The organism is Streptomyces spiroverticillatus (assembly GCA_014650415.1).
Taxonomy (GTDB): domain Bacteria; phylum Actinomycetota; class Actinomycetes; order Streptomycetales; family Streptomycetaceae; genus Streptomyces; species Streptomyces spiroverticillatus.
On the sequence record BMUX01000012.1, the window covers coordinates 24,913 to 43,404 of the forward strand.

The 18,492-nt window shown below is 72.1% G+C and carries 15 protein-coding genes; 12 read left to right on the top strand and 3 right to left on the bottom strand.

Annotated elements, in window-relative coordinates; all coding sequences use genetic code 11:
* Positions 1–11: 11 nt before the first annotated feature.
* A complete protein-coding gene (locus IE269_RS28065; RefSeq protein ID WP_189825975.1) occupies positions 12–1,448 on the bottom strand; it encodes an amidase in 1,437 nt (478 codons plus the stop codon).
* A 183-nt stretch (positions 1,449–1,631) separates the two neighbouring features.
* On the opposite strand from IE269_RS28065, the gene IE269_RS28070 reads away from it, so the two are divergent.
* The 8 genes from IE269_RS28070 (at position 1,632) to IE269_RS28105 (ending at position 11,695) form a co-directional block, all read left to right on the top strand.
* Positions 1,632–2,897 (top strand): DUF6777 domain-containing protein, encoded by a 1,266-nt coding sequence (locus IE269_RS28070; RefSeq protein WP_189825976.1) that lies wholly within the window; start codon positions 1,632–1,634, stop codon positions 2,895–2,897.
* A gap of 136 nt (positions 2,898–3,033) precedes the next feature.
* Positions 3,034–5,049, top strand: a complete 2,016-nt coding sequence (locus IE269_RS28075) for a SpoIIE family protein phosphatase (protein WP_189826161.1) — start codon at positions 3,034–3,036, stop codon at positions 5,047–5,049.
* A 157-nt stretch (positions 5,050–5,206) separates the two neighbouring features.
* Positions 5,207–6,616 (top strand): wax ester/triacylglycerol synthase family O-acyltransferase, encoded by a 1,410-nt coding sequence (locus tag IE269_RS28080; protein ID WP_189825977.1) that lies wholly within the window; start codon positions 5,207–5,209, stop codon positions 6,614–6,616.
* 312 nt (positions 6,617–6,928) lie between these two features.
* Positions 6,929–7,705 (top strand): LytR/AlgR family response regulator transcription factor, encoded by a 777-nt coding sequence (locus tag IE269_RS28085; RefSeq protein WP_189825978.1) that lies wholly within the window; start codon positions 6,929–6,931, stop codon positions 7,703–7,705.
* A 135-nt stretch (positions 7,706–7,840) separates the two neighbouring features.
* Entirely contained in the window at positions 7,841–8,101 is a 261-nt protein-coding gene (locus tag IE269_RS28090) for a hypothetical protein (protein ID WP_189825979.1), read from the top strand.
* Between the two features lie 99 nt (positions 8,102–8,200).
* Positions 8,201–8,593 carry a hypothetical protein gene (locus tag IE269_RS28095; protein WP_189825980.1) on the top strand — a complete coding sequence of 131 codons (393 nt, stop codon included), beginning with the start codon at positions 8,201–8,203 and terminating at the stop codon, positions 8,591–8,593.
* Positions 8,594–8,613: 20 nt separating this feature from the next.
* Positions 8,614–10,359 (top strand): sodium/solute symporter, encoded by a 1,746-nt coding sequence (locus IE269_RS28100; protein WP_189825981.1) that lies wholly within the window; start codon positions 8,614–8,616, stop codon positions 10,357–10,359.
* A 124-nt stretch (positions 10,360–10,483) separates the two neighbouring features.
* Positions 10,484–11,695, top strand: coding sequence for a sensor histidine kinase (locus IE269_RS28105; RefSeq protein ID WP_189825982.1), 1,212 nt, complete (start codon positions 10,484–10,486; stop codon positions 11,693–11,695).
* A gap of 21 nt (positions 11,696–11,716) precedes the next feature.
* Here IE269_RS28105 and IE269_RS28110 read toward each other — a convergent pair whose 3' ends face one another.
* The gene (locus IE269_RS28110; RefSeq protein WP_189826162.1) at positions 11,717–12,226 is read right to left on the bottom strand and encodes a hypothetical protein; all 510 of its coding nucleotides are present in this window, start codon (positions 12,224–12,226) and stop codon (positions 11,717–11,719) included.
* Between the two features lie 268 nt (positions 12,227–12,494).
* Positions 12,495–13,046: a sigma-70 family RNA polymerase sigma factor gene (locus IE269_RS28115; protein WP_189826163.1), complete on the bottom strand. Its 552-nt coding sequence runs from the start codon at positions 13,044–13,046 to the stop codon at positions 12,495–12,497.
* A 411-nt stretch (positions 13,047–13,457) separates the two neighbouring features.
* Here IE269_RS28115 and IE269_RS28120 point away from each other — a divergent pair, with 411 nt between their 5' ends.
* The 4 genes from IE269_RS28120 to IE269_RS28135 all read left to right on the top strand — a co-directional run bounded on the left by IE269_RS28120 (position 13,458) and on the right by IE269_RS28135 (position 18,467).
* Positions 13,458–14,687 carry a CapA family protein gene (locus tag IE269_RS28120; protein ID WP_189825983.1) on the top strand — a complete coding sequence of 410 codons (1,230 nt, stop codon included), beginning with the start codon at positions 13,458–13,460 and terminating at the stop codon, positions 14,685–14,687.
* A gap of 172 nt (positions 14,688–14,859) precedes the next feature.
* On the top strand, positions 14,860–15,861 hold the full coding sequence (locus tag IE269_RS28125; protein WP_229898313.1) for an ABC transporter permease: 1,002 nt from the start codon (positions 14,860–14,862) through the stop codon (positions 15,859–15,861).
* A complete protein-coding gene (locus tag IE269_RS28130; protein ID WP_229898314.1) occupies positions 15,858–16,787 on the top strand; it encodes a carbohydrate ABC transporter permease in 930 nt (309 codons plus the stop codon). Before IE269_RS28125 ends, IE269_RS28130 begins: the two co-directional genes overlap by 4 nt.
* Positions 16,788–16,829: 42 nt before the next feature.
* On the top strand, positions 16,830–18,467 hold the full coding sequence (locus IE269_RS28135) for a type 2 periplasmic-binding domain-containing protein (RefSeq protein WP_189825984.1): 1,638 nt from the start codon (positions 16,830–16,832) through the stop codon (positions 18,465–18,467).
* Positions 18,468–18,492 lie beyond the last annotated feature (25 nt).

The following is an 18,492-nucleotide window of genomic DNA, read 5'->3' on the forward strand; positions in this document are numbered from 1 at the left end:
AATAAGCAGAGTTACTTGAACAGGTGGTGTGCCGCAGTTCGTTCCCACGGCTTCAGCGACTCGATGCGGGTGGCCAGCGCGAGGAGCTTTTCCTCCCCGCCGGGGAGCGTCACCAGCTGTACGGCGCAGGGCGCGGGCGTGCCGGGCAGGGTGCCCAGCGGGAGGGTGAGCGCGGGCCATCCGGCCAGGTTCCAGGGCGGAGTCGTGGGTGCGTACGCCGTGTTGACCAAGACGTTGCGCAGCCAGCCGCGCTCGTGCCAGGGCGCGGCCTCGGGGGCGCGCCGGGCCAGCGCGGGCATCAGCAGGACGTCGTACTCCTCGAAGAACGGCGTGAGCCGCTTGCGGAGTGTTTCCCGGTGGTCGGTGCGCAGCAGCGGTGTACGGGCGAAGAGGCGGCCGGCGGCGGCGTGGCGTCGGGTGCGCGGGGCGAGCCGGCTCGGGTCCAGGCCGGCTGCGTCCTTGGCGGTGCCGCCGGTCCAGCGGGCCAGGACCGTGGTGGACAGGGAGAGGGGGTAGGGCGGGTCGGCGTGGGTGACCGTGTGACCGGAGTCGACCAGGAGGCGGACGGCGGCGCGGACCGCGTCGGCGTACGGGCGGGTGATCGGGATGCCCGCGAGGGGGCTGCGGGTGGAGGCGGCCAGGCTGAGGCCGGTGGTGTGGAGGAGGTCGGCGACGGGGAGGACGGCGGGCCTGGGCTCGTCCGCCGTTGTCGACTCCTCCCTCAGCACCGTGTCCCCGGCGAGCACCGCGAACATCAGGCGGGCGTCCTCGGTGGTCGTGGCGAGCGGGCCGTTCTCCGACATGCCGTACCAGTCGCCGTCGCCGATCCCGGCGGGCACCCGGCCGTATCCCGGCTTGAGCGTGATGACTCCGCAGTTCGCGGCGGGTATGCGCAGCGAGCCCATGCCGTCGTTGCCGAGCGCGATCGGCACCATTCCGGCGGCGACGGCCGCCGCGCTGCCGCCGGACGAGCCGCCCGCCGTACGGGAGAGGTCCCACGGGTTGCGCGAGGTGCCGTGGACGCCGTCGGTGGTGCCGAAGACGCACAGCTCCGGGACGTGGGTGAGGCCGACGACGATCGCGCCCGCCGCGCGCAGCCGGGCCACCGTCTCGTGGTCCGCCTCGGCGGGCGCGGGGGAGGTGGCCGCCGATCCGATCCGGGTCGACTCGCCCCGTACCGGAAGGTTGTCCTTCACCGCGACCGGCACTCCGGCCAGCGGGAGCCGGTCCAGGTCGGAGCGGTCCAGGAGGGCGTCCGCCTCGGCGAGCGCCCGCGCCGTACGGACGAAACGGAACGCGCCCACCCGGGCATCCAGGGCCTCGATACGGGCGAGCGAGGCGGCGACGGCCTCGCGCGGGGTGAGCCGCTTCTCGCGGACGGCGGCGGCGATCTCGGCGGCGGTGCCCAGCGGCGCGAGGGATGCGGCGGCAGTGGTGGCGTCAGTCATGCGGGTCACTGTGCCGGGCAGGGGCGCGGGCGTCGAGGGGCATGGGGGCCGCGACGGGTTCCGTCCACTTGCGGGGGGCGCGGATGTGCGGCAGACATAGAGGGACAAAAGTGAGGAATCGTACGTATTGGCGAGGCTGGCGCGATGGAACGGGCCGGGCGAAGAAGAGGACGGGAGAGCCGCGTGCACTCATCCAAGCGTCGCCGCACCGTGGTGACAGCGGTGTCGGCCGTGTCCCTGGGACTGATGGTGGCGGGGTGCGGGACCGGCGGCAGCGGGCCCGGCGCCACCACGGACGTCGGCGGCCAGGACGTACTGCTTCAACCGGTTGCCGCACACGGACCCGATCCGTTCACGCAGTCGACCGCGAAGACCACCACCCCGCTGCCCTCCACGACCACCCCCGCCCCCACCCGGACGGCCAGCGTCTCCCCGTCCGCCTCGGTGCGGCGCGTGCAGCAGGTCTCCGGCGGCACGCCCGGGCTCTACGGCGGCACCCAGTCCGTCTCCAGCTGCGACGTCGAGCAGCAGATCCGCTACCTCACCGGCTCCGGCGCCGACCAGGCCAAGGCGCGCGCGTTCGCCGACGCCAGCCGCATCGACGTCGCCGCCATCCCGCGCTTCCTGCGCGGACTGACCCCCGTCGTGCTGCGCGCCGACACCCGCGTCACCAACCACGGCTTCAGCGGCGGCTCCCTCACCTCCTTCCAGTCCGTCCTCCAGGCGGGCACCGCCGTCATGGTCGACGCCAACGGCATGCCGCGCGTGCGGTGCGCCTGCGGGAACCCGCTGCTCCCGCCGACCGTCGCCCAGGGCACGGTGACCCACAAGGGGCAGCCCTGGAGGGGGTACCGGCCCGCCGAGGTCGTCGTGGTCACCCCCACCACGGTCGTCATCAACAACCTCACCATCGTCAACGTCGTCAACAACACCTGGATCGAGCGCGAGACCGGCTCCGAGGGCGAGAAGGACAAGACGCCGCCGCCGGACGCCAAGCTGCCCCCGCCCCCGCCCCCGGACGAGCTGGGCGACGAGAGGGCCGGCGAGCCGCAGGGCAACCCGGAGCAGGCGCCGGGCGGTGACGAGGAGAAGACCCCCGGCACCATCGAATCCGGGACGACCGAACCCGGCACCACCGAGCCGGGGAGTACGGAGCCCGGCACCGCCGACACCCCCGACGAGTCCGACACCCCCGCCCAGTCCGACGCCCCCTCGGACACGCCGTCCGAGTCCACGTCCGACACCGACTCGCCCGTCGCCCCGCCGCCGCCCACCACCCCCTGCCCCACCCTCACCCCGGGCGTCCCCACGCCCGCCACGCCGCTGCCCGTGCCGTCGGGCTGCCCCACCCCGACGCCCAGCCACAGCACGGCGCTCCAGCTGCCCTCGGACCCGGACTCCGACCCGGAGTGGGACGCCGAGACCCAGCCCGGACCGGACGGTGGCTGACCCGACGCCCGACCTGCGGACCGACCCGCCCGGAGACCCGACCCCGGACGGGCCGGCCGCATCCGCCACGGCCGGGACCCCGGCCCCGGCCCCGGACCGCCCCGTCCCCACCGGGGCCGCCCTCGCTCTCAACCACATGGGGATCTTCGACTGGGACCTGGACCAGGCGCACCTGGACCTCGACGACTCCGCCCTGGAGGTCTTCGACCTGCGCCCCGGCGAGTACGACGGCACTCCTTCGGCCCTGTTCGCGAAGGTCGCCCCGGGCGAGAGCGAGCGGATGGACGCCGTCGTCTCGCAGGCCCTCAAGAGCGGCGACCCCTCCTACGGCTCGTACTTCCGGGTCCGCCTGCGCGACGGTTCGCTGCGCTGGGGGCACACCCAGGGGGTGATCCGGCGCGACGTGGAAGGCCGCCCGTACCGGATCATCGGCGTCGTGCGCGACGCCACCCGTGAGCTGGACGACTTCACCGCGCGCACCGAGCAGGACGCCGCCCGGCACGGCGGCACCGGCGTCGTCGCCGACACCACGGCCGCCCTCGCGCACGCCCGCAGCGTCCGCGATGTCATCGACGTCCTCAAGGACGCCCACGAACTGGGCAGATTCCAGTCGTCCTCGCTGGTCATGGGCCTGGTCGAGGCAGGCCGCATCCGGCTGGTCGCCGAGGGCCCGGAATTCATGCCGGGCACCCGCTACACCCGGATCGACGACCCCGCGTACCCGATGGGCGAGGTCGTCCGCACCCTCGCGCCGCGCTTCATCGAGTCGGGGGAGGCCTTCGCCGCCGCCTATCCGAAGCTGTGGGCGCACGTGTCGAAGTTCGGGGTCAGCTCGGCGGCGTACCTCCCGCTGATCGCGCAGGCCCGCCCCATCGGCGCGCTCGGACTGCTCTACAGCGGCAAGTGCGGCTTCAACGCCGACGAGCGGAACCTGCTGATCGCCCTGGGCTCCAGCATCGCGCAGAGCCTGAAGCGGGCCATGCTGTACGAGCAGGAGAAGGACCTCGCCGAGAACCTCCAGCAGGCCATGCTGCCCCGCCGGGTGCCCACCGTCCCCGGTGCGAGCGTCGCCGTCCGCTACCGGTCGGCCCGCGACGGGCAGGACGTCGGCGGCGACTGGTACGACGTCATCCCGCTGCCCGGCGGCCGGGTCGGCGCTGTCATCGGCGACGTCCAGGGGCACGACACCCACGCCGCCGCCGTCATGGGCCAACTGCGCATCGTGCTGCGGGCGTATGCCGCCGAGGGGCACACCCCCGCCACCGTCATGGCCCGCGCCTCCGGGTTCCTGCACGAGCTGGACACCGACCGCTTCGCCACCTGTACGTACGCCGAGATCGACCTCACCACCGGCGTCGTCCAGCTCGTCCGCGCCGGACACATGGACCCGCTGCTGCGGCTCGCCGACGGGTCCTGCCGGCGGATACCCGTCGAGGGCGGACTGCCGCTGGGGCTCTCCGCCGAATTCGGACAGCTCGAATACCCGGTCAGCACAAGGGAGTTGGACCCCGGGCAGACGCTGATCCTGTACACGGACGGGCTGGTCGAGCAGCCGGGCGCCGACCTCGACGACGGACTCCAGACCCTCGCCGACCTCGTCCACGAGGGACCCCGCGACATCCAGCAACTCGCCGATCGGCTCTGCGAATCCGTCGACGAACGCGACTGCGGCGACGACGTCGCCCTCCTCCTGCTGCGCCGCCGCGCCGCCGACGCGCCCCGGGCGGGCGGCCGCCTCCAGCAGCACGTCGCCCCCGGCGACCCCGAATCGCTCGCCTCCGCCCGGCAGATGATCCGCGCCGCAGTGCGCGCCTGGGGCGCCGAGAGCCGCGGCGACGAGATCGAACTCGCCGCCGACGAGCTGATGGTGAACGCCCTCATGCACACCGACGGCGGGGCCCTCCTCACTGTACGCATCCTCGACGCCCCCGAGCGCAGGCTGCGCGTCGAGGTCGCCGACGGCTCCAGCGCGCTGCCGCGCCGCAGGGAGGCGGGCGACGCGGCGGTGTCCGGGCGCGGACTGCTGCTGGTGGACCGGCTCGCGGACGTGTGGGGCGTGGAGCCCAGGGGTGAGGGCAAGGCGCTGTGGTGCGAGTTCATCGTGCCGTCACGTGGGGCACAACTCGGCGGCGTACAGGGCGAGTCGGGATGAAACCGGTGGGGCCGTCGGTAACTGTCCGCGTACTGGACGTACTTGACCGTAACCGACCGGCCGCGATTGACTGCGGGCTCCGCCGCACCTCGAACCCGGAATCCGCCGACCCCTGACGGCGGTGGGCTCCGCCGAACTCCGACGACGTGAGGGCTCCTTGACGACCGAGACGAGCACCGAGAACGCCGAGTCGACGGGCACCGGCGCCGCCGAGTTGCTGGCGCCGCTCGACCTGGCGTTCTGGCATCTCGAATCCACCGAACACCCCATGCACCTGGGCGCGTTGGCCCTCTTCGGCGGCGACGAGGACTCCCCGGACGGCGAGGAACTCCTCGACCTGCTCGCCGCCCGCGCCGCCGCGATACCCCGTCTGCGCCTGGCCGTCCGCAACGTCTGGCTGCCCTTCGGCGGCTCCGCCTGGGTCACCGCGCAGGACTTCGACGTACGCCGCCACGTGCGGCGCATCCTCCTGCCCGCCGACGGCTTCGCAGCCGAAGCGACGCTGCTCGCCGGGGAGTTGATGGAACGTCCGCTCGCGCGCGGTCTCCCTCCGTGGGAGATGTACGTCCTGACCGCCGACCGGGGCGGCGAGTGCGCCGTCCTCGTCAAGCTGCACCACGCGCTGGCCGACGGGATGCGGGCGGTGGCGATCGGTGCGGGGATCTTCGACCAGATCGCGGGGGCGCGTCCGGTGCGGGCCCGCACGACGCGGCCGAAGGTCCCGGCCTCCCGCTTTCCCGGACCGGGGCGCGCCGTCGGACTCGCCCGGGACCGGCTCGGCGAGGTGGGGCAGGTGCTGGGCATCGGGGCGTCCGTGGTGCGGGCGGGCCGCCTGCACACGCTGCTGCCGCTGCCCTTGCCGGGCGGTGTGCCGGACGCGCTCGCCGCCCAGTCCAGCGGTACGAGGCGGCTCACCACGGCCGCGCTCGACCTGGACGACGTGCACCGGGTCCGCCGGGCCTGCGGCGGAACCGCCAACGACGTACTGCTCGCGGTGGTGGCGGGGGCGTTGCGGCGGTGGATGGGGGAGCGGGGGGAGCCGGCGGGGGGTGACCCTCGGGCACTCGTACCCGTCTCGCGGCGGCGGCCCGGTGGCGGTGCCACCACCGGCAACCGCCTCTCGGCCTACCTCCTCTCCCTCCCCGTCACGGAGCCGGACCCCCTCGTCCGCCTCGCCGCCGTGCGGGACGGCATGGCGCGGAACAAGGCGGCGGGGCCGTCGCGGGGGGCGGGGGCGGTGGCGCTGCTGGCCGACCAGCTTCCGGCTTTCGCCAGCAAGTTGGGTGCCCCCTTGGCGGGGAGCGCGGCGCGGGCCCTCTTCGACGTCCTCGTCACGAGTGTCCCGCTGCCGCGGACGGCGTTGTCCCTGGGTGGGCGGCCGCTGCGGGCGGTCTATCCGATGGCCCCTCTGGCCCGGGGGCAGTCGCTCGCGGTCGCGCTCTCGACGTACGGCGGGAAGGTGCATGTGGGGCTGGTCGCCGACGCGAAGGCGGTTCCGGACGGGGACCGGCTGGCGGGTTGTGTCGCGGAGGCGCTTGCGGAGCTGGTGCGGGTGGTGCGTGGCTGAGGTCCGGACCGGTCCCCGCCGGACGGGCTGAGATGCCTGATGTGCCGCCCGAAGGGCAGGCACTCCAGGGGCGCGGGGAACTGCGCGACCAGCCACGAACCGACCCGCACGGAACCGTTCAATTGCCCCGCGGGTTTAGGTGAAGGGGCGGGGCTGGGGCGAAACCCGCCCCTGCACCGAGTGCCGACCCGGCCAAGCCGCACCGCTCCGGGGCCCGGGCCGACCCGACCAAGCCGCACCGCCCCGGGGCCCGGGACCCCCGACCACCCGACCCGCACCGCACCACGCCCAAGTGGCCCGTACCGTATCCCCATGCTCCGCGCCCTCGCCGTCGACGACGAAAAGCCCGCCCTCGAGGAACTCCTCTACCTCCTCCGCGCCGACCCCCGCATCACCCGCGCCGAGGGCGCCACCGACGCCACCGAAGCCCTCCTGCGGATCAACCGGGCCCTCGACGCCGGGCCCGACGGCGACGACGCCATCGACGTCGTCTTCCTCGACATCCACATGGCGGGGCTGACTGGCCTCGACGTGGCCCGGCTCCTCGCCGGCTTCGCCCGCCCGCCCCTGATCGTGTTCGTCACCGCCCACGAGGGCTTCGCCGTCCAGGCCTTCGACCTCAAGGCCGTCGACTACGTGCTCAAGCCCGTGCGCCGCGAGCGCCTCGCCGAAGCCGTGCGCCGGGTCGCCGCCGGAGTGTCCAGCGTGCCCGTGCCCCGGGCCCCCAAGGAAGCCCCGGCCCCCCAGGACCAGATCCCCGTCGAACTCGGCGGCGTCACCCGCTTCGTGCCCATCGCCGACATCGCCTACGTCGAGGCCCACGGCGACTACGCCCGCCTGCACACCCTCGCCCCCGGCCCCGGCCACCTCGTCCGCATCCCGCTCTCCACCCTGGAGGAGCGCTGGTCCTCCCGCGGTTTCGTACGCATACACCGCCGCCACCTCGTCGCCCTCAGCCGCATCGAGGAACTGCGCCTGGACGCCGGCACGACCACCGTCCGCGTCGCCGACGCCGAACTCGTCGTCAGCCGCCGCCACGCCCGCGAACTGCGCGACCTGCTCATGCGCCGCGCCGGAGGAAGCCGGTAACGCACCGGTCCGCCCGACCGCCCGGCGCGTGGCCCGCACCGTTCACCGACGTAACCCCACCACAGAACGAACCACCGCCCGCACCCCGCCCCCGCGCCCCTACCCTGACCCTCAACCACAGGGTGAGGGAGCGGGATGTCCGAAGTCGAAGCGCTGCTCGCGGAACTGCGCGCCCTGCCCGCGATCCGCCCCGGCGCCCCGGACGAACTCGACGCCCTCCTCACCCGCATCAAGAGCGCCGCCGCCCGCTGGGCCGACGTCCTGTACGAGGTCCAGGAATCCGCCCAGCCGTACGCCACACCCCGTACCGCCGCCGCCCTGGAGGTCGCCTTCCGGCGCGCGGAACAGTCGTACGTGGAACTGGAGATCGCCCTGAACGACCCCGGCCGCCCCTGACCCCTCCGCTCCTCGGCCTACCCCCTGACCGGCACCTCTGCGTAGACTCCAGCAGCCCCAGCCAGCACGGCCACCGCCGAACCCCCGGAGCCCGCACCGATGCCCGCAGCCCCGCGCCCCCGCCGCGAGACCGTGACCGGTGTGCCCCGGAGCGGCGGAAGGGCCGGCGGCCGGACGGCCCGGCACGCGCCCGCACGTTCCGAGATCAGCGAACAGACACCGCTCGGCGCCACCTACGTCCGCTCCCTGATGCGCAGTCAGTTGCGCACCGCCCTCCTCGGCCTCGGCGCGCTCACCCTGCTGGTCGGCACGCTGCCCCTGCTCCTCCAGCTCCCGCGCGTCCTCACCGGCGAACCCCTCGCACCCGGACCCCACCTGTGGGTGGTGCTCGGCGTCGTCGTCTACCCCGTGATGTGGCTGATCGCCCGCTGGTACGTCCGCCGGGCCGAGCGCAACGAACGGGACTTCCGCGGCCTCGTGGAAGGCCGCTGACCGACCGGCATGATGCGTCCATGAACCACGCGTACGCCGTCGCGGCCGTCACCGTCGTCGTCCTCGTCACCCTCCTCATAGGCGCCCTCGGCCTGCGCATATCCCGCACCACCTCCGACTTCTACGTCGCCTCGCGCACCGTGGGCCCCCGCCTCAACGCCGCCGCGATCAGCGGCGAGTACCTCTCCGCCGCCTCCTTCCTCGGCATCGCGGGGCTCGTCCTCCTCCAGGGCCCCGAAATGCTCTGGTACCCGGTCGGGTACACCGCCGGATACCTGGTGCTGCTTCTCCTGGTGGCCGCCCCGCTGCGCCGCTCCGGGGCATACACCCTCTCCGACTTCGCCGAGGCCCGGCTCGAATCGCCGCAGGTGAGACGGTTGGCGAGCCTGTTCGTGGTGGGGATCGGGTGGCTGTATCTGCTGCCGCAGCTCCAGGGCGCCGGGCTCACCCTGGAGATCCTCACCGGGGCGCCCGGGTGGGTCGGCGGGCTCGTCGTCGCCGTCGTCGTGACGGGCGCGGTCGCGGCAGGGGGCATGCGGTCCATCACTTTCGTGCAGGCGTTCCAGTACTGGCTGAAGCTGACCGCGCTGCTCGTGCCCGCCCTGTTCCTGGCCGGGGCCTGGTTCGGTGACGACGCCCCCAGGGCCCGCTTCGACGCCCCCGCCACCTTCCGCGAGCACACGTCCGTACGTTTCCAGGAGACGGTACGGATCGAACTCGACCGGCCCCTCACCCTCACCGCGACCGGAACCGTCGACGACCGGCCGTACGACAACGGCAGCCTCACCCTCGACGTGGGCTCGCACCGGATCGCGTCGGGCACCACCCTGGGCTTCCCCGCCGGGGCCGAGGTCCCCGAACAGAGCGACACCCGGGCCGCCGGGGCCGCCATCTGGTCCGAGCCCCTCGCCGACAGCCGCGAGGAACACCCGCTGTACGCCACCTACGGGCTCATCCTCGCCACCTTCCTCGGCACCATGGGCCTGCCGCACGTCGCCGTCCGCTTCTACACCAGCCCGAACGGCACCGCCGCCCGCCGCACCACCCTCGTCGTCCTCGCCCTCATCGGCGCCTTCTACCTGCTGCCGCCCGTGTACGGGGTCCTGGGGCGGATCTACGCTCCCGAACTCGCCCTCACCGGGGACGCCGACGCCGCCGTGCTCGTCCTGCCGGAACGGCTGATCGGGGGTGTGGGCGGGGACCTGCTGGGGGCGCTGCTCGCGGGCGGGGCGTTCGCGGCGTTCCTCTCGACGGCGTCCGGTCTGACGATGTCGGTGGCCGGGGTGCTCACGCAGGACGTGCTGCCCGCGCGCGGGGTGCGGCACTTCCGGCTGGCGACGGTGCTGGCCATGGCGGTGCCGCTGGGGCTGGGAGCGGTGACGGCGGACGTGCCGGTGGCGGACGCGGTGGGGCTGGCGTTCGCGGTGTCGGCGTCGTCGTTCTGCCCGCTGCTGGTGCTGGGGATCTGGTGGCGGGGGCTCACCCCGCCGGGGGCGGCGGCGGGGCTGGTGATCGGGGGCGGGGCGGCGCTCACCGCGGTCATGGCCACTCGCGCCGGAATCCCCGCCGCCGGCTGGTCGCACTCGCTGCTGGCCTGGCCGGCGGTCTGGTCCGTCCCGCTCGGCTTCCTGACGATGGTGCTGGTCTCGCTCGCGACCCGCAGCCGGATACCACCGGGCACGGCCGCCACCCTGGCCCGGCTCCACCTCCCGGAGGAACTGACGACCAAGCCGGCCGGAAGCACTGCCCCGGAGGCAGAGCGGTGACCAGAAGCGAGAGCACTGCTCGCGGGGCACCGCTCACGTTGCGGAGCAGCGCTCCAGACCGAGAGCGCCGCGCGCAGCACAGGCCAGTGACCACCCTTCAGAGCACCGCACCCGGAGCAGAGCAGTGACCACCATCGAGATCGCCGCTCTCGCCGCGGCCGGAGCACTGCTCCTCGCCGTGGGCACCGCTCTCGGCCGGCTCTCCGCCCGTCGCGCCGAGAAGAACCTCGACCTCGGCACCCCCGTCGAGCGCGCCACCTTCCTCACCCTGCACACCGCCTCCCTCGCCGCACCCCCGCTGCGCGCCGGACTCACCGAGGACACCGCCCGCAAGGCCGCCCGCCGGCTGCGCTCCCTCCTCGGCACCGAGACGCTGTGCCTCACCGACCGCACCACCGTCCTCGCCTGGGACGGCCCCGGCGCCGCGCACCACCAGGAGAAGGTGATGCTCAAGGTCGCCGAAATGCTCGACTCCGGGCGCAGCACCTGCGTCCACACCGCTTGCGACGACCCCTCCTGCCCGCTCCGGTGGGCCGTCATCGCCCCGCTCACCGGCGAGGACGGGGTGCTGGGGGCGCTGGTCGCCTACGGTTCGCGGGAGTCGGCGGTCCTCGTGCGGGCCGCCACCGAGGTCGCCCGCTGGGTGTCCGTACAACTGGAGCTGGCCGAGCTGGACCGCTCCCGCACCCGGATCGTCGAGGCGGAGATACGGGCGCTGCGCGCGCAGATCTCCCCGCACTTCATCTTCAACTCCCTCGCCGCCATCGCCTCGTTCGTACGCACCGACCCCGAACGGGCCCGCGAACTCCTCCTCGAATTCGCCGACTTCACCCGCTACTCCTTCCGCAGGCACGGCGACTTCACCCAGCTCGCCGACGAACTGCGCTGCATCGAGCAGTATTTGGCGCTCGCCGGGGCCCGCTTCGGCGACCGGCTCGGTGTCACCCTCCAGATCGCCCCCGAGGTGCTGCCCGTCGCCCTGCCCTTCCTCTGCCTCCAGCCCCTCGTCGAGAACGCCGTCAAGCACGGCCTGGAGGACTCGCGCGAGAACTGCCGGATCACCCTCGCCGCCCAGGACGCGGGCGCGGAGGCGATCGTCACCATCGAGGACGACGGCGTCGGCATGGACCCCGAGCGGCTCCGCCGCATCCTCGCCGGACAGGAGCCCGCCACCGCGGGCATCGGCCTGTCCAACGTGGACGAGCGGCTGCGCCAGGTCTACGGCGACGACTACGGCATCGTCGTCGAGACGGCCGTCGGCGCGGGCATGAAGATCACCGTACGCATCCCGAAGTACCGTGCAGGCGTGCACAGTTCACCTCGTGCGGAGAGCTGAGACACCCTCAAGAGGCGCCCCTCAGAACAGGTGCACCGAAAGGTGCCCCAGCGGCAGCCCCAACTGCCATGCCGGCAGCCACACCCGCGCGTTCTCGTCCACCAGGTCCGCGAGTTCCGGCAGGCCGGGACCTTCACCGCCCGCGCCTCCCGGAGCGTCGTCACCGGCCGCCGCCGGGCCCGCCTCGACACCCGTTCCGGCCAGATCGGTGGCCAGCAGCTCCGTCGACTCCAGCCACCGCCAGGACGCCCTGGCCAGCTCCAGGTCCGGGCCGCCGTCGCCCCGCCCGACGCGGGCCGCGAAGGACTCCCGTACCCACTGCTCCCAGGGGTGGCCGTACGCCGTGAGCGACAACCACTCGTCGAGCTGGGAGATCACCCCGACCCCGGACAGCTCGTCCGTCGAGTCCGACAGGTACACGGTCAGCGCGAGGGCCTCGCGCCCCGCGCGGAACTCCAGCGTGCCGGGCGGGATCAACTGCCCGGTGCGCAGCAGCTCGTCGGCGATGTACTCGGCGTACAGCCATGCCATGGGTACGGCAAGGCCGCTTCCGCCGGTGCCATTGGCGCTCTCGGGCAGCACAGCATTCCACCTTCTCCGGTCGTGCCTGCGGTATCCGGGACTCCGGACGGGAGCCCCGGCGAAGAGCTTTCACGCTCAGAGGGGTTTGGCGGGGCGTCTTTACCGAACTTGACGGCGTGCTTTCGAAATCGTCGCGCCGAACCCGTGGCGGGGGAGGAAGGGGTGTACCGCCGGTACGCATGTGACGCACGCGCTCTTGGCGCGAAGCCGACGGCACTCAGGCCGCGCCCCGTCCGGCGCGCCCGCCGACCCCGACGTCGTACCCCGGAAGCACGGTGCGCAATGCCCGGAGCGCGTAATACGTACGGGACTTGACGGTTCCCTCCGGAATGCCCAGCTCGGTGGACGCCTCCGCCACCGAACGCCCCCGGAAGTACACCTGCACCAGTACCTCCCGGTGCTCCGTGCGCAGCGCCCGCACTGCCTGGCGCACGTCGAGCTCGGTGGCGGAGCGCTCGGCGAGGTCCACGGGCGCGGGGGAGTGGTCCAGCACCTCGGCCGTGACCTCGCTGGGCCGGGCCCGGCGGGCGCGCCGGGCGTCGATCGCCAGCCGCCGCCCGACCGTGAAGAGCCACGGCCGCATCGAGTCGTGGTCGCTGGAGAGGGCCTCCGGGTGCTGCCAGGCCCGTACCAGCGTCTCCTGGACGAGGTCCTCGGCGCGCTGCCGGTCGCCGTGGGTGAGGCCGAGCAGGAAGCCGAAGAGCGCGGTGCCGTGCTCGCGCTGGAGGGCGGCGAGGGCGCGTTCGTCGGTGCGGGGGGCGAGGGGCAGGGAGGTGGTCACCGTTGACGCTCCTTCGGGCGAGCGGGCGGGGGAGAAGGGGACGGGGAGAGGGGTCCGGTGGAGGTGACGGCGATCACAGCCGGGCCGAGTTCAGGGGCGAAGATAACCGTCGGTGTGCGCCGGTGCTGGCAGGCGGTGCGCGGCGTGCGAGCAGGCGGCCGGTGCGTGCGACGAACGGTCGAGCCGTGCGACGAGTGGTACGACGAACGGTCGGCGGCCCGCGCCGGGCGAGAGGCGGTCCACTGCGGCGGGAGCGACAGACCGGTTCGGGGCCGTTCGGGCGCTCTTGCCCCCACTCGGCCGTAAAGGTCCTTGACTTCACGAGTGCGCCCGGGTGGATTCTCTTTGCGCATATCCGGCGCATGTTCGAGACATTTCCACCCGAGGGAAGCCGGTCAGATGAAGCAGCGCACGGTGTTGACGCCCCCGAAGACCTCCGCCCGACGCGCCACCCGGCAGCGGTACGCGACGGCGGCGGTCGCCGCCCTGCTGCTCGGGGCCACCGCCTGTACAGCGTCCCCCGCGTCCGCCCCGGCCCCCACCACTCCGAAGCAGGCCGCCCCGAAGCAGGCATCCCCGAAGCCCGGCGCGCCCGCCGCCCCGCAGCGCGGCTTCACGCTGGTCGCCTCCGGCGACGTGCTCCCGCACGACTCGATCATCCGCCAGGCCCGCACCGACGCGGGCGGCGACGGCTACGACTTCGCGCCGATGCTGGCGGGCGTGAAGTCCGTCGTCTCCCGGGCCGATCTGGCGATCTGTCACATGGAGACCGTGTACGGCGGCCCGGGCGGCCCCTACAGCGGCTACCCGGCGTTCGTCTCCCCGCCCCAGGTCGCCGCCGGGCTGCGCGCCACCGGCTACGACTCCTGCTCGACCGCCTCCAACCACACCCTCGACGACGGCCGCGCCGGAATCCGCCGCACCCTCGGCGCGCTGGACAAGGCCGGGATCGCCCACGCCGGTTCGGCCCGCACAGCGGCCGAGGCCGCACGTCCGGCGCTGCTGAAGGCGGGCACCGCGAAGGTCGCCCAACTGGCCTACTCGTACGGTACGAACGGCTACCCGCTCCCCGACGGCCAGCCCTGGGCGGTCAACCTCATCGACCGCGGCAAGATCGTCGCCGATGCGCGCGCCGCCCGGAAGGCGGGCGCCGACGTGGTCGTGGTCTCGCTGCACTGGGGCACCGAGTGGCAGGACGAGCCCGACGAGAAGCAGCTCTCCCTCGGCCGCGCCCTCACTGCCTCAACCACCGCCGGACGCCCGGACATTGACCTGATCCTGGGCACGCATGCCCACGTCCCCCAGGCGTACGAGAAGGTCAACGGGACGTACATCATCTACGGCATGGGCGACCAGATCGCGGGCACCATGTTCAACCACTCCGGCGCGCAGGACGACCGCGGCAACATGAGCAGCATCGGCCGCTTCACCTTCGCCCCGCCCGCCGCGCCGGGCAAGCGCTGGGAGGTCAAGAAGGCGGAGTTCATCCCGCAGTTCTTCGACCTGAACTCCAACCGGGTCCTCAACCTCGGATCCCCGGACGCGGGTTATCCGCAGACGCGCGAGCACATCCGACGCGTCGTGCTCAGTCGCGGAGCTGCCAAGTACGGCCTGACGATGGGTCGTTGATGGCCTGAAATGTGACCGGAAGTGAGTGGAAAAGTCCAACTGGGCGTTCACTTCTGACTGTTGACGCGTGTTCCCGGCGCACCCATGATGTGGCCACCCCATTCGGAAAACCCCTTTAGTAAAAGGTGGTTTCCCGCCTCGCCGCCGCATGCCGTGACGCCAGGGAGCACGTGTGACATCCCCTGCAACGCCTGTAACGAAGAAGAGGCCACGGCCCGCCACGCCGCCCGAAGGCGACCGACCGAGCCCACCGGCGAAGACCCGGCGCGTCCCCCTGCGCGTCCGGCTGCGCAACCACTGGGTGATGCTCGCCCTGATGGTGCCGGGCCTGGCCTTCTTCCTGGTCTTCTTCTACGTGCCCATGCTGGGCAACGTCATCGCCTTCCAGGACTACCAGCCGTTCATCGGCTTCCAGGACAGCCCCTTCGTCGGCTTCGCCAACCTCCAGGAACTGTTCGCCGACCCCGCCTTCTGGGAAGCCGTCCGCAACACCCTGGTCTTCGCCCTCCTCCAGCTCCTGCTGTTCTTCCCCGCGCCGCTCGCCCTCGCCCTGCTGGTCAACAGCCTCATCAGCGGCCGCACCCGGCGCTTCGTGCAGAGCATCGTGTACCTGCCGCACTTCATCAGCTGGGTGCTGGTCGTCGCCCTCTTCCAGCAGGTCCTCGGCGGTGCGGGACTCCTCAACAACTTCCTGCGCGAACACGGCATGCAGCCGTGGGACCTGATGACCAACCCCGACACCTTCCCCCTGCTGATCACCGGACAGGCGATCTGGAAGGACGTCGGCTGGGGAATGATCATTTACCTAGCTGCGCTCGCCAGTGTCGACCAGAGCCTGTACGAATCGGCGGCCGTCGACGGCGCCGGACGGTGGCGGCGCATGTGGCACATCACCCTGCCCGCCGTCCGCAGCGTCACCATCCTGCTGCTCGTCCTGCGCCTCGGCGACATCCTCAGCGTCGGCTTCGAACAGTTCCTGCTGCAACGCGACGCCGTCGGCGCACGCGCCGCCGAAGTGCTCGACACGTACGTCTTCTACCACGGCGTGGTCTACGGCGACTGGGGCATCGGCGCCGCCGCCGGACTCGTCAAGGGCGTCGTCGGCGCCCTGATGATCTGGGGCGCCAACAAGGTCGCCCACGCCTTCGGAGAGCAAGGGGTGTACAGCAAGTGACCCTCCAGATACCCCCTTTGACGCGCCGTCAGCGACGCGTACCCGACCGGCGTCCCGCCTGGGAGGAGCCGCCCAGCCCGGTCGGCAACGCCACCAAGGCCGTCGTCATCGCCGTCATCGTCGCCGTGATGGTGCTGCCGTTCCTGGTCGTCCTGTCCACCAGCCTGGCCTCCCGCGAGGAGATCACCGCCGCCGGCGGCTTCGTCCTCTTCCCCACCGAGCCGACCCTGGAGGCGTACCGGACCATCCTGTCCGGCGGGCTGATCACCCGGGCCGTCCTGGTCAGCGCGGGCATCACCGCCGTCGGCACCGCGCTGTCCCTGCTGACGACGATCACCCTCGCGTACGCGCTCAGCAAACCCGGCGTCCCGGGCCGCAAGCCCGTCCTGCTCCTCGTCCTCTTCACCCTGCTGTTCGCGCCGGGCATGATCCCGATGTACGTCGTCGTCAAGGAGCTCGGACTCCTCGACTCCTACTGGTCGTTGATCCTCCCCGGCCTGGTCAACGCCTTCAACCTGGTCGTCATGCGGGCGTTCTTCATGAACATCCCCGAAGAGCTCTACCAGGCCGCCCGCATCGACGGGGCGGGGGACTTCCGCATCCTCACCCGCATCGTGCTGCCGCTGTCCAAGGGCGTGGTCGCCGTCGTCGGGCTCTTCTACGCGGTGACGTACTGGAACGCGTTCTTCAACGCGATGCTGTACCTCAACGACTCCGGGAAATGGCCGATCCAGCTGATCCTGCGCACCTACGTCGTACAGAACAAGCAGCTCACCGGCGACGCGCTCGGCGTCACCAACATGCCGCCGCAGCAGGCCATTTCGATGGCCGTGGTGATGATCGCGCTGCTCCCCATCCTCGCGCTCTACCCCTTCCTCCAGAAGTACTTCACGAAGGGCGTGCTCACCGGCGCCATCAAGGGCTGACCCCTTCCCCACACCCCAGTTGCGGAGATTTCCATGAACGGCATGTCCCGCCGTACCTTCGTCGGCCTCGGCGCGGCCGTCGCCGCCGGTGTCGCGTCCACCTCGCTCACCGGCTGCGGCTCCTCCACCGCCAAGAAGACCGAGGCGGCGTCGGCGAACGTCAAGCTGCCGACGTACGTCCCGTACACCGGCGTCAAGCCCGACCTGCCGCCCAACGCCAAGGGCCTTGACTCCGGCTTCCTCTCCTACCCCAAGACCCTGGTCCGCAGTGTGCCCAAGCCGCCCGGCGACGGTTCCAAGGTCACCCTGCTCACCGAGATATGGACGCCGCCGCCCACCCCCAAGGACGCCAACGCCCACTGGCAGCAGCTCAACAAGAAGCTGGGCGTCGACCTCTCCGTCATCATGGGCACCGACCCCGGATACGACCAGAAGTTCGCCGCGACCGTCGCGGGCAACGAGCTGCCCGACCTGATGTGGATCCCGCCCAACCAGGGCATCCAGCACGTCGCCCAGCTCCTGGAGGCCAAGTGCGCCGACATCACCGAGCTGGTGTCGGGCGACGCGGTCAAGGCGTACCCGCACCTCGCCGCGATGACCCAGGCGCACTGGAAGACGGCCGTCGTCAACGGCCGGATCTGGGGCGCCCCCAGCCCGTACCCCGCCTTCGGGCAGGTCTACGGCGGCAACCCCAAGGTCTGGGAGAAGGCCGAGGGGCTCTCCGCGAGCAGCCCCGACGAGTTCCTCGCCAAGTGCAAGGAGGTCACCGGCGGCAAGGTCTGGGCGCTTGAGCCGATCTACAGCAACGCGGTCAGCGTCATGAGCCAGTGCTTCGGCGTCCCCAACAAGTGGGAGCGCGGCAAGGACGGCTCGCTGACCTTCTGGATGGAGACCGACGCCTACCTGGAAGCCATCAACTTCGCCATCAAGCTGAAGAAGGCGGGCGTCTTCTACCCGGGCAACCCTGACATGGCCGACGCCTACATCAAGATGGCCCAGGGCTCCATCGGCGCCTGCGTCTACGCCAACCCCACCAACGCCCGCAAGGACCTGCGGATCAACGCCCCCGAGCTGGCCTCGCAGATCCTGGTGCCGTTCGCCGCCGGCGGCAGCGGCGGCCCCCGCCACCACCTCCACCGGGGCACCATCGGCTACACGGCGATCAAGAAGGGCGACGAGAAGCGCGTCAAGATGCTGCTGTCGATCCTCAACTACATGGCCGCGCCGTTCGGCACCGAGGAGCGCGAGTCCCAGGAGTTCGGCAGCCGCGACCTCGACTTCACCTTCGACAAGAGCGGCTTCCCTGTTCGTACCGCGAAGGGGAAGAAGGAGGTGGAGGGCCTGCGCAGCGGCCTGGAGACCGCCACTGTCTCGCCGTCCGCGCTGATCGCCTCGATGTTCGAGGGCGATGCCCGGGTGCAGGACGTGAAGGACGTGTACGCGATCGAGCAGAAGCTCATCCCGATCGGCATCCCCGACCCCACCGTCGGCCACTACTCCGACGCGTACACCGAGTACTACCCCCGCATGTCCACGGACGCCAAGGACCTGGTCAACGACATCGTCAGCGGCCGCAAGAACATCAAGGAGTGGAAGCCCTTCTGGACCGAGGCGAAGAAACGCGGCCTGGACAAGATGCGCAAGGAGTTCCAGAAGTCCCTGGACAAGAGCGGCGAGTAGCCCGCCCCGGGGTGCGGCCGGTCAC

Bases quoted from the DNA above. Each gene is read 5' to 3' on its own strand.
- IE269_RS28065 (WP_189825975.1), bottom strand. From the start codon at position 1,448: ATGACTGACGCCACCACTGCCGCCGCATCCCTCGCGCCGCTGGGCACC.
- IE269_RS28075 (WP_189826161.1), top strand. From the start codon at position 3,034: ATGGGGATCTTCGACTGGGACCTGGACCAGGCGCACCTGGACCTCGAC.
- IE269_RS28085 (WP_189825978.1), top strand. From the start codon at position 6,929: ATGCTCCGCGCCCTCGCCGTCGACGACGAAAAGCCCGCCCTCGAGGAA.
- IE269_RS28090 (WP_189825979.1), top strand. From the start codon at position 7,841: ATGTCCGAAGTCGAAGCGCTGCTCGCGGAACTGCGCGCCCTGCCCGCG.
- IE269_RS28095 (WP_189825980.1), top strand. From the start codon at position 8,201: ATGCCCGCAGCCCCGCGCCCCCGCCGCGAGACCGTGACCGGTGTGCCC.
- IE269_RS28100 (WP_189825981.1), top strand. From the start codon at position 8,614: ATGAACCACGCGTACGCCGTCGCGGCCGTCACCGTCGTCGTCCTCGTC.
- IE269_RS28110 (WP_189826162.1), bottom strand. From the start codon at position 12,226: ATGGCATGGCTGTACGCCGAGTACATCGCCGACGAGCTGCTGCGCACC.
- IE269_RS28120 (WP_189825983.1), top strand. From the start codon at position 13,458: ATGAAGCAGCGCACGGTGTTGACGCCCCCGAAGACCTCCGCCCGACGC.
- IE269_RS28135 (WP_189825984.1), top strand. From the start codon at position 16,830: ATGTCCCGCCGTACCTTCGTCGGCCTCGGCGCGGCCGTCGCCGCCGGT.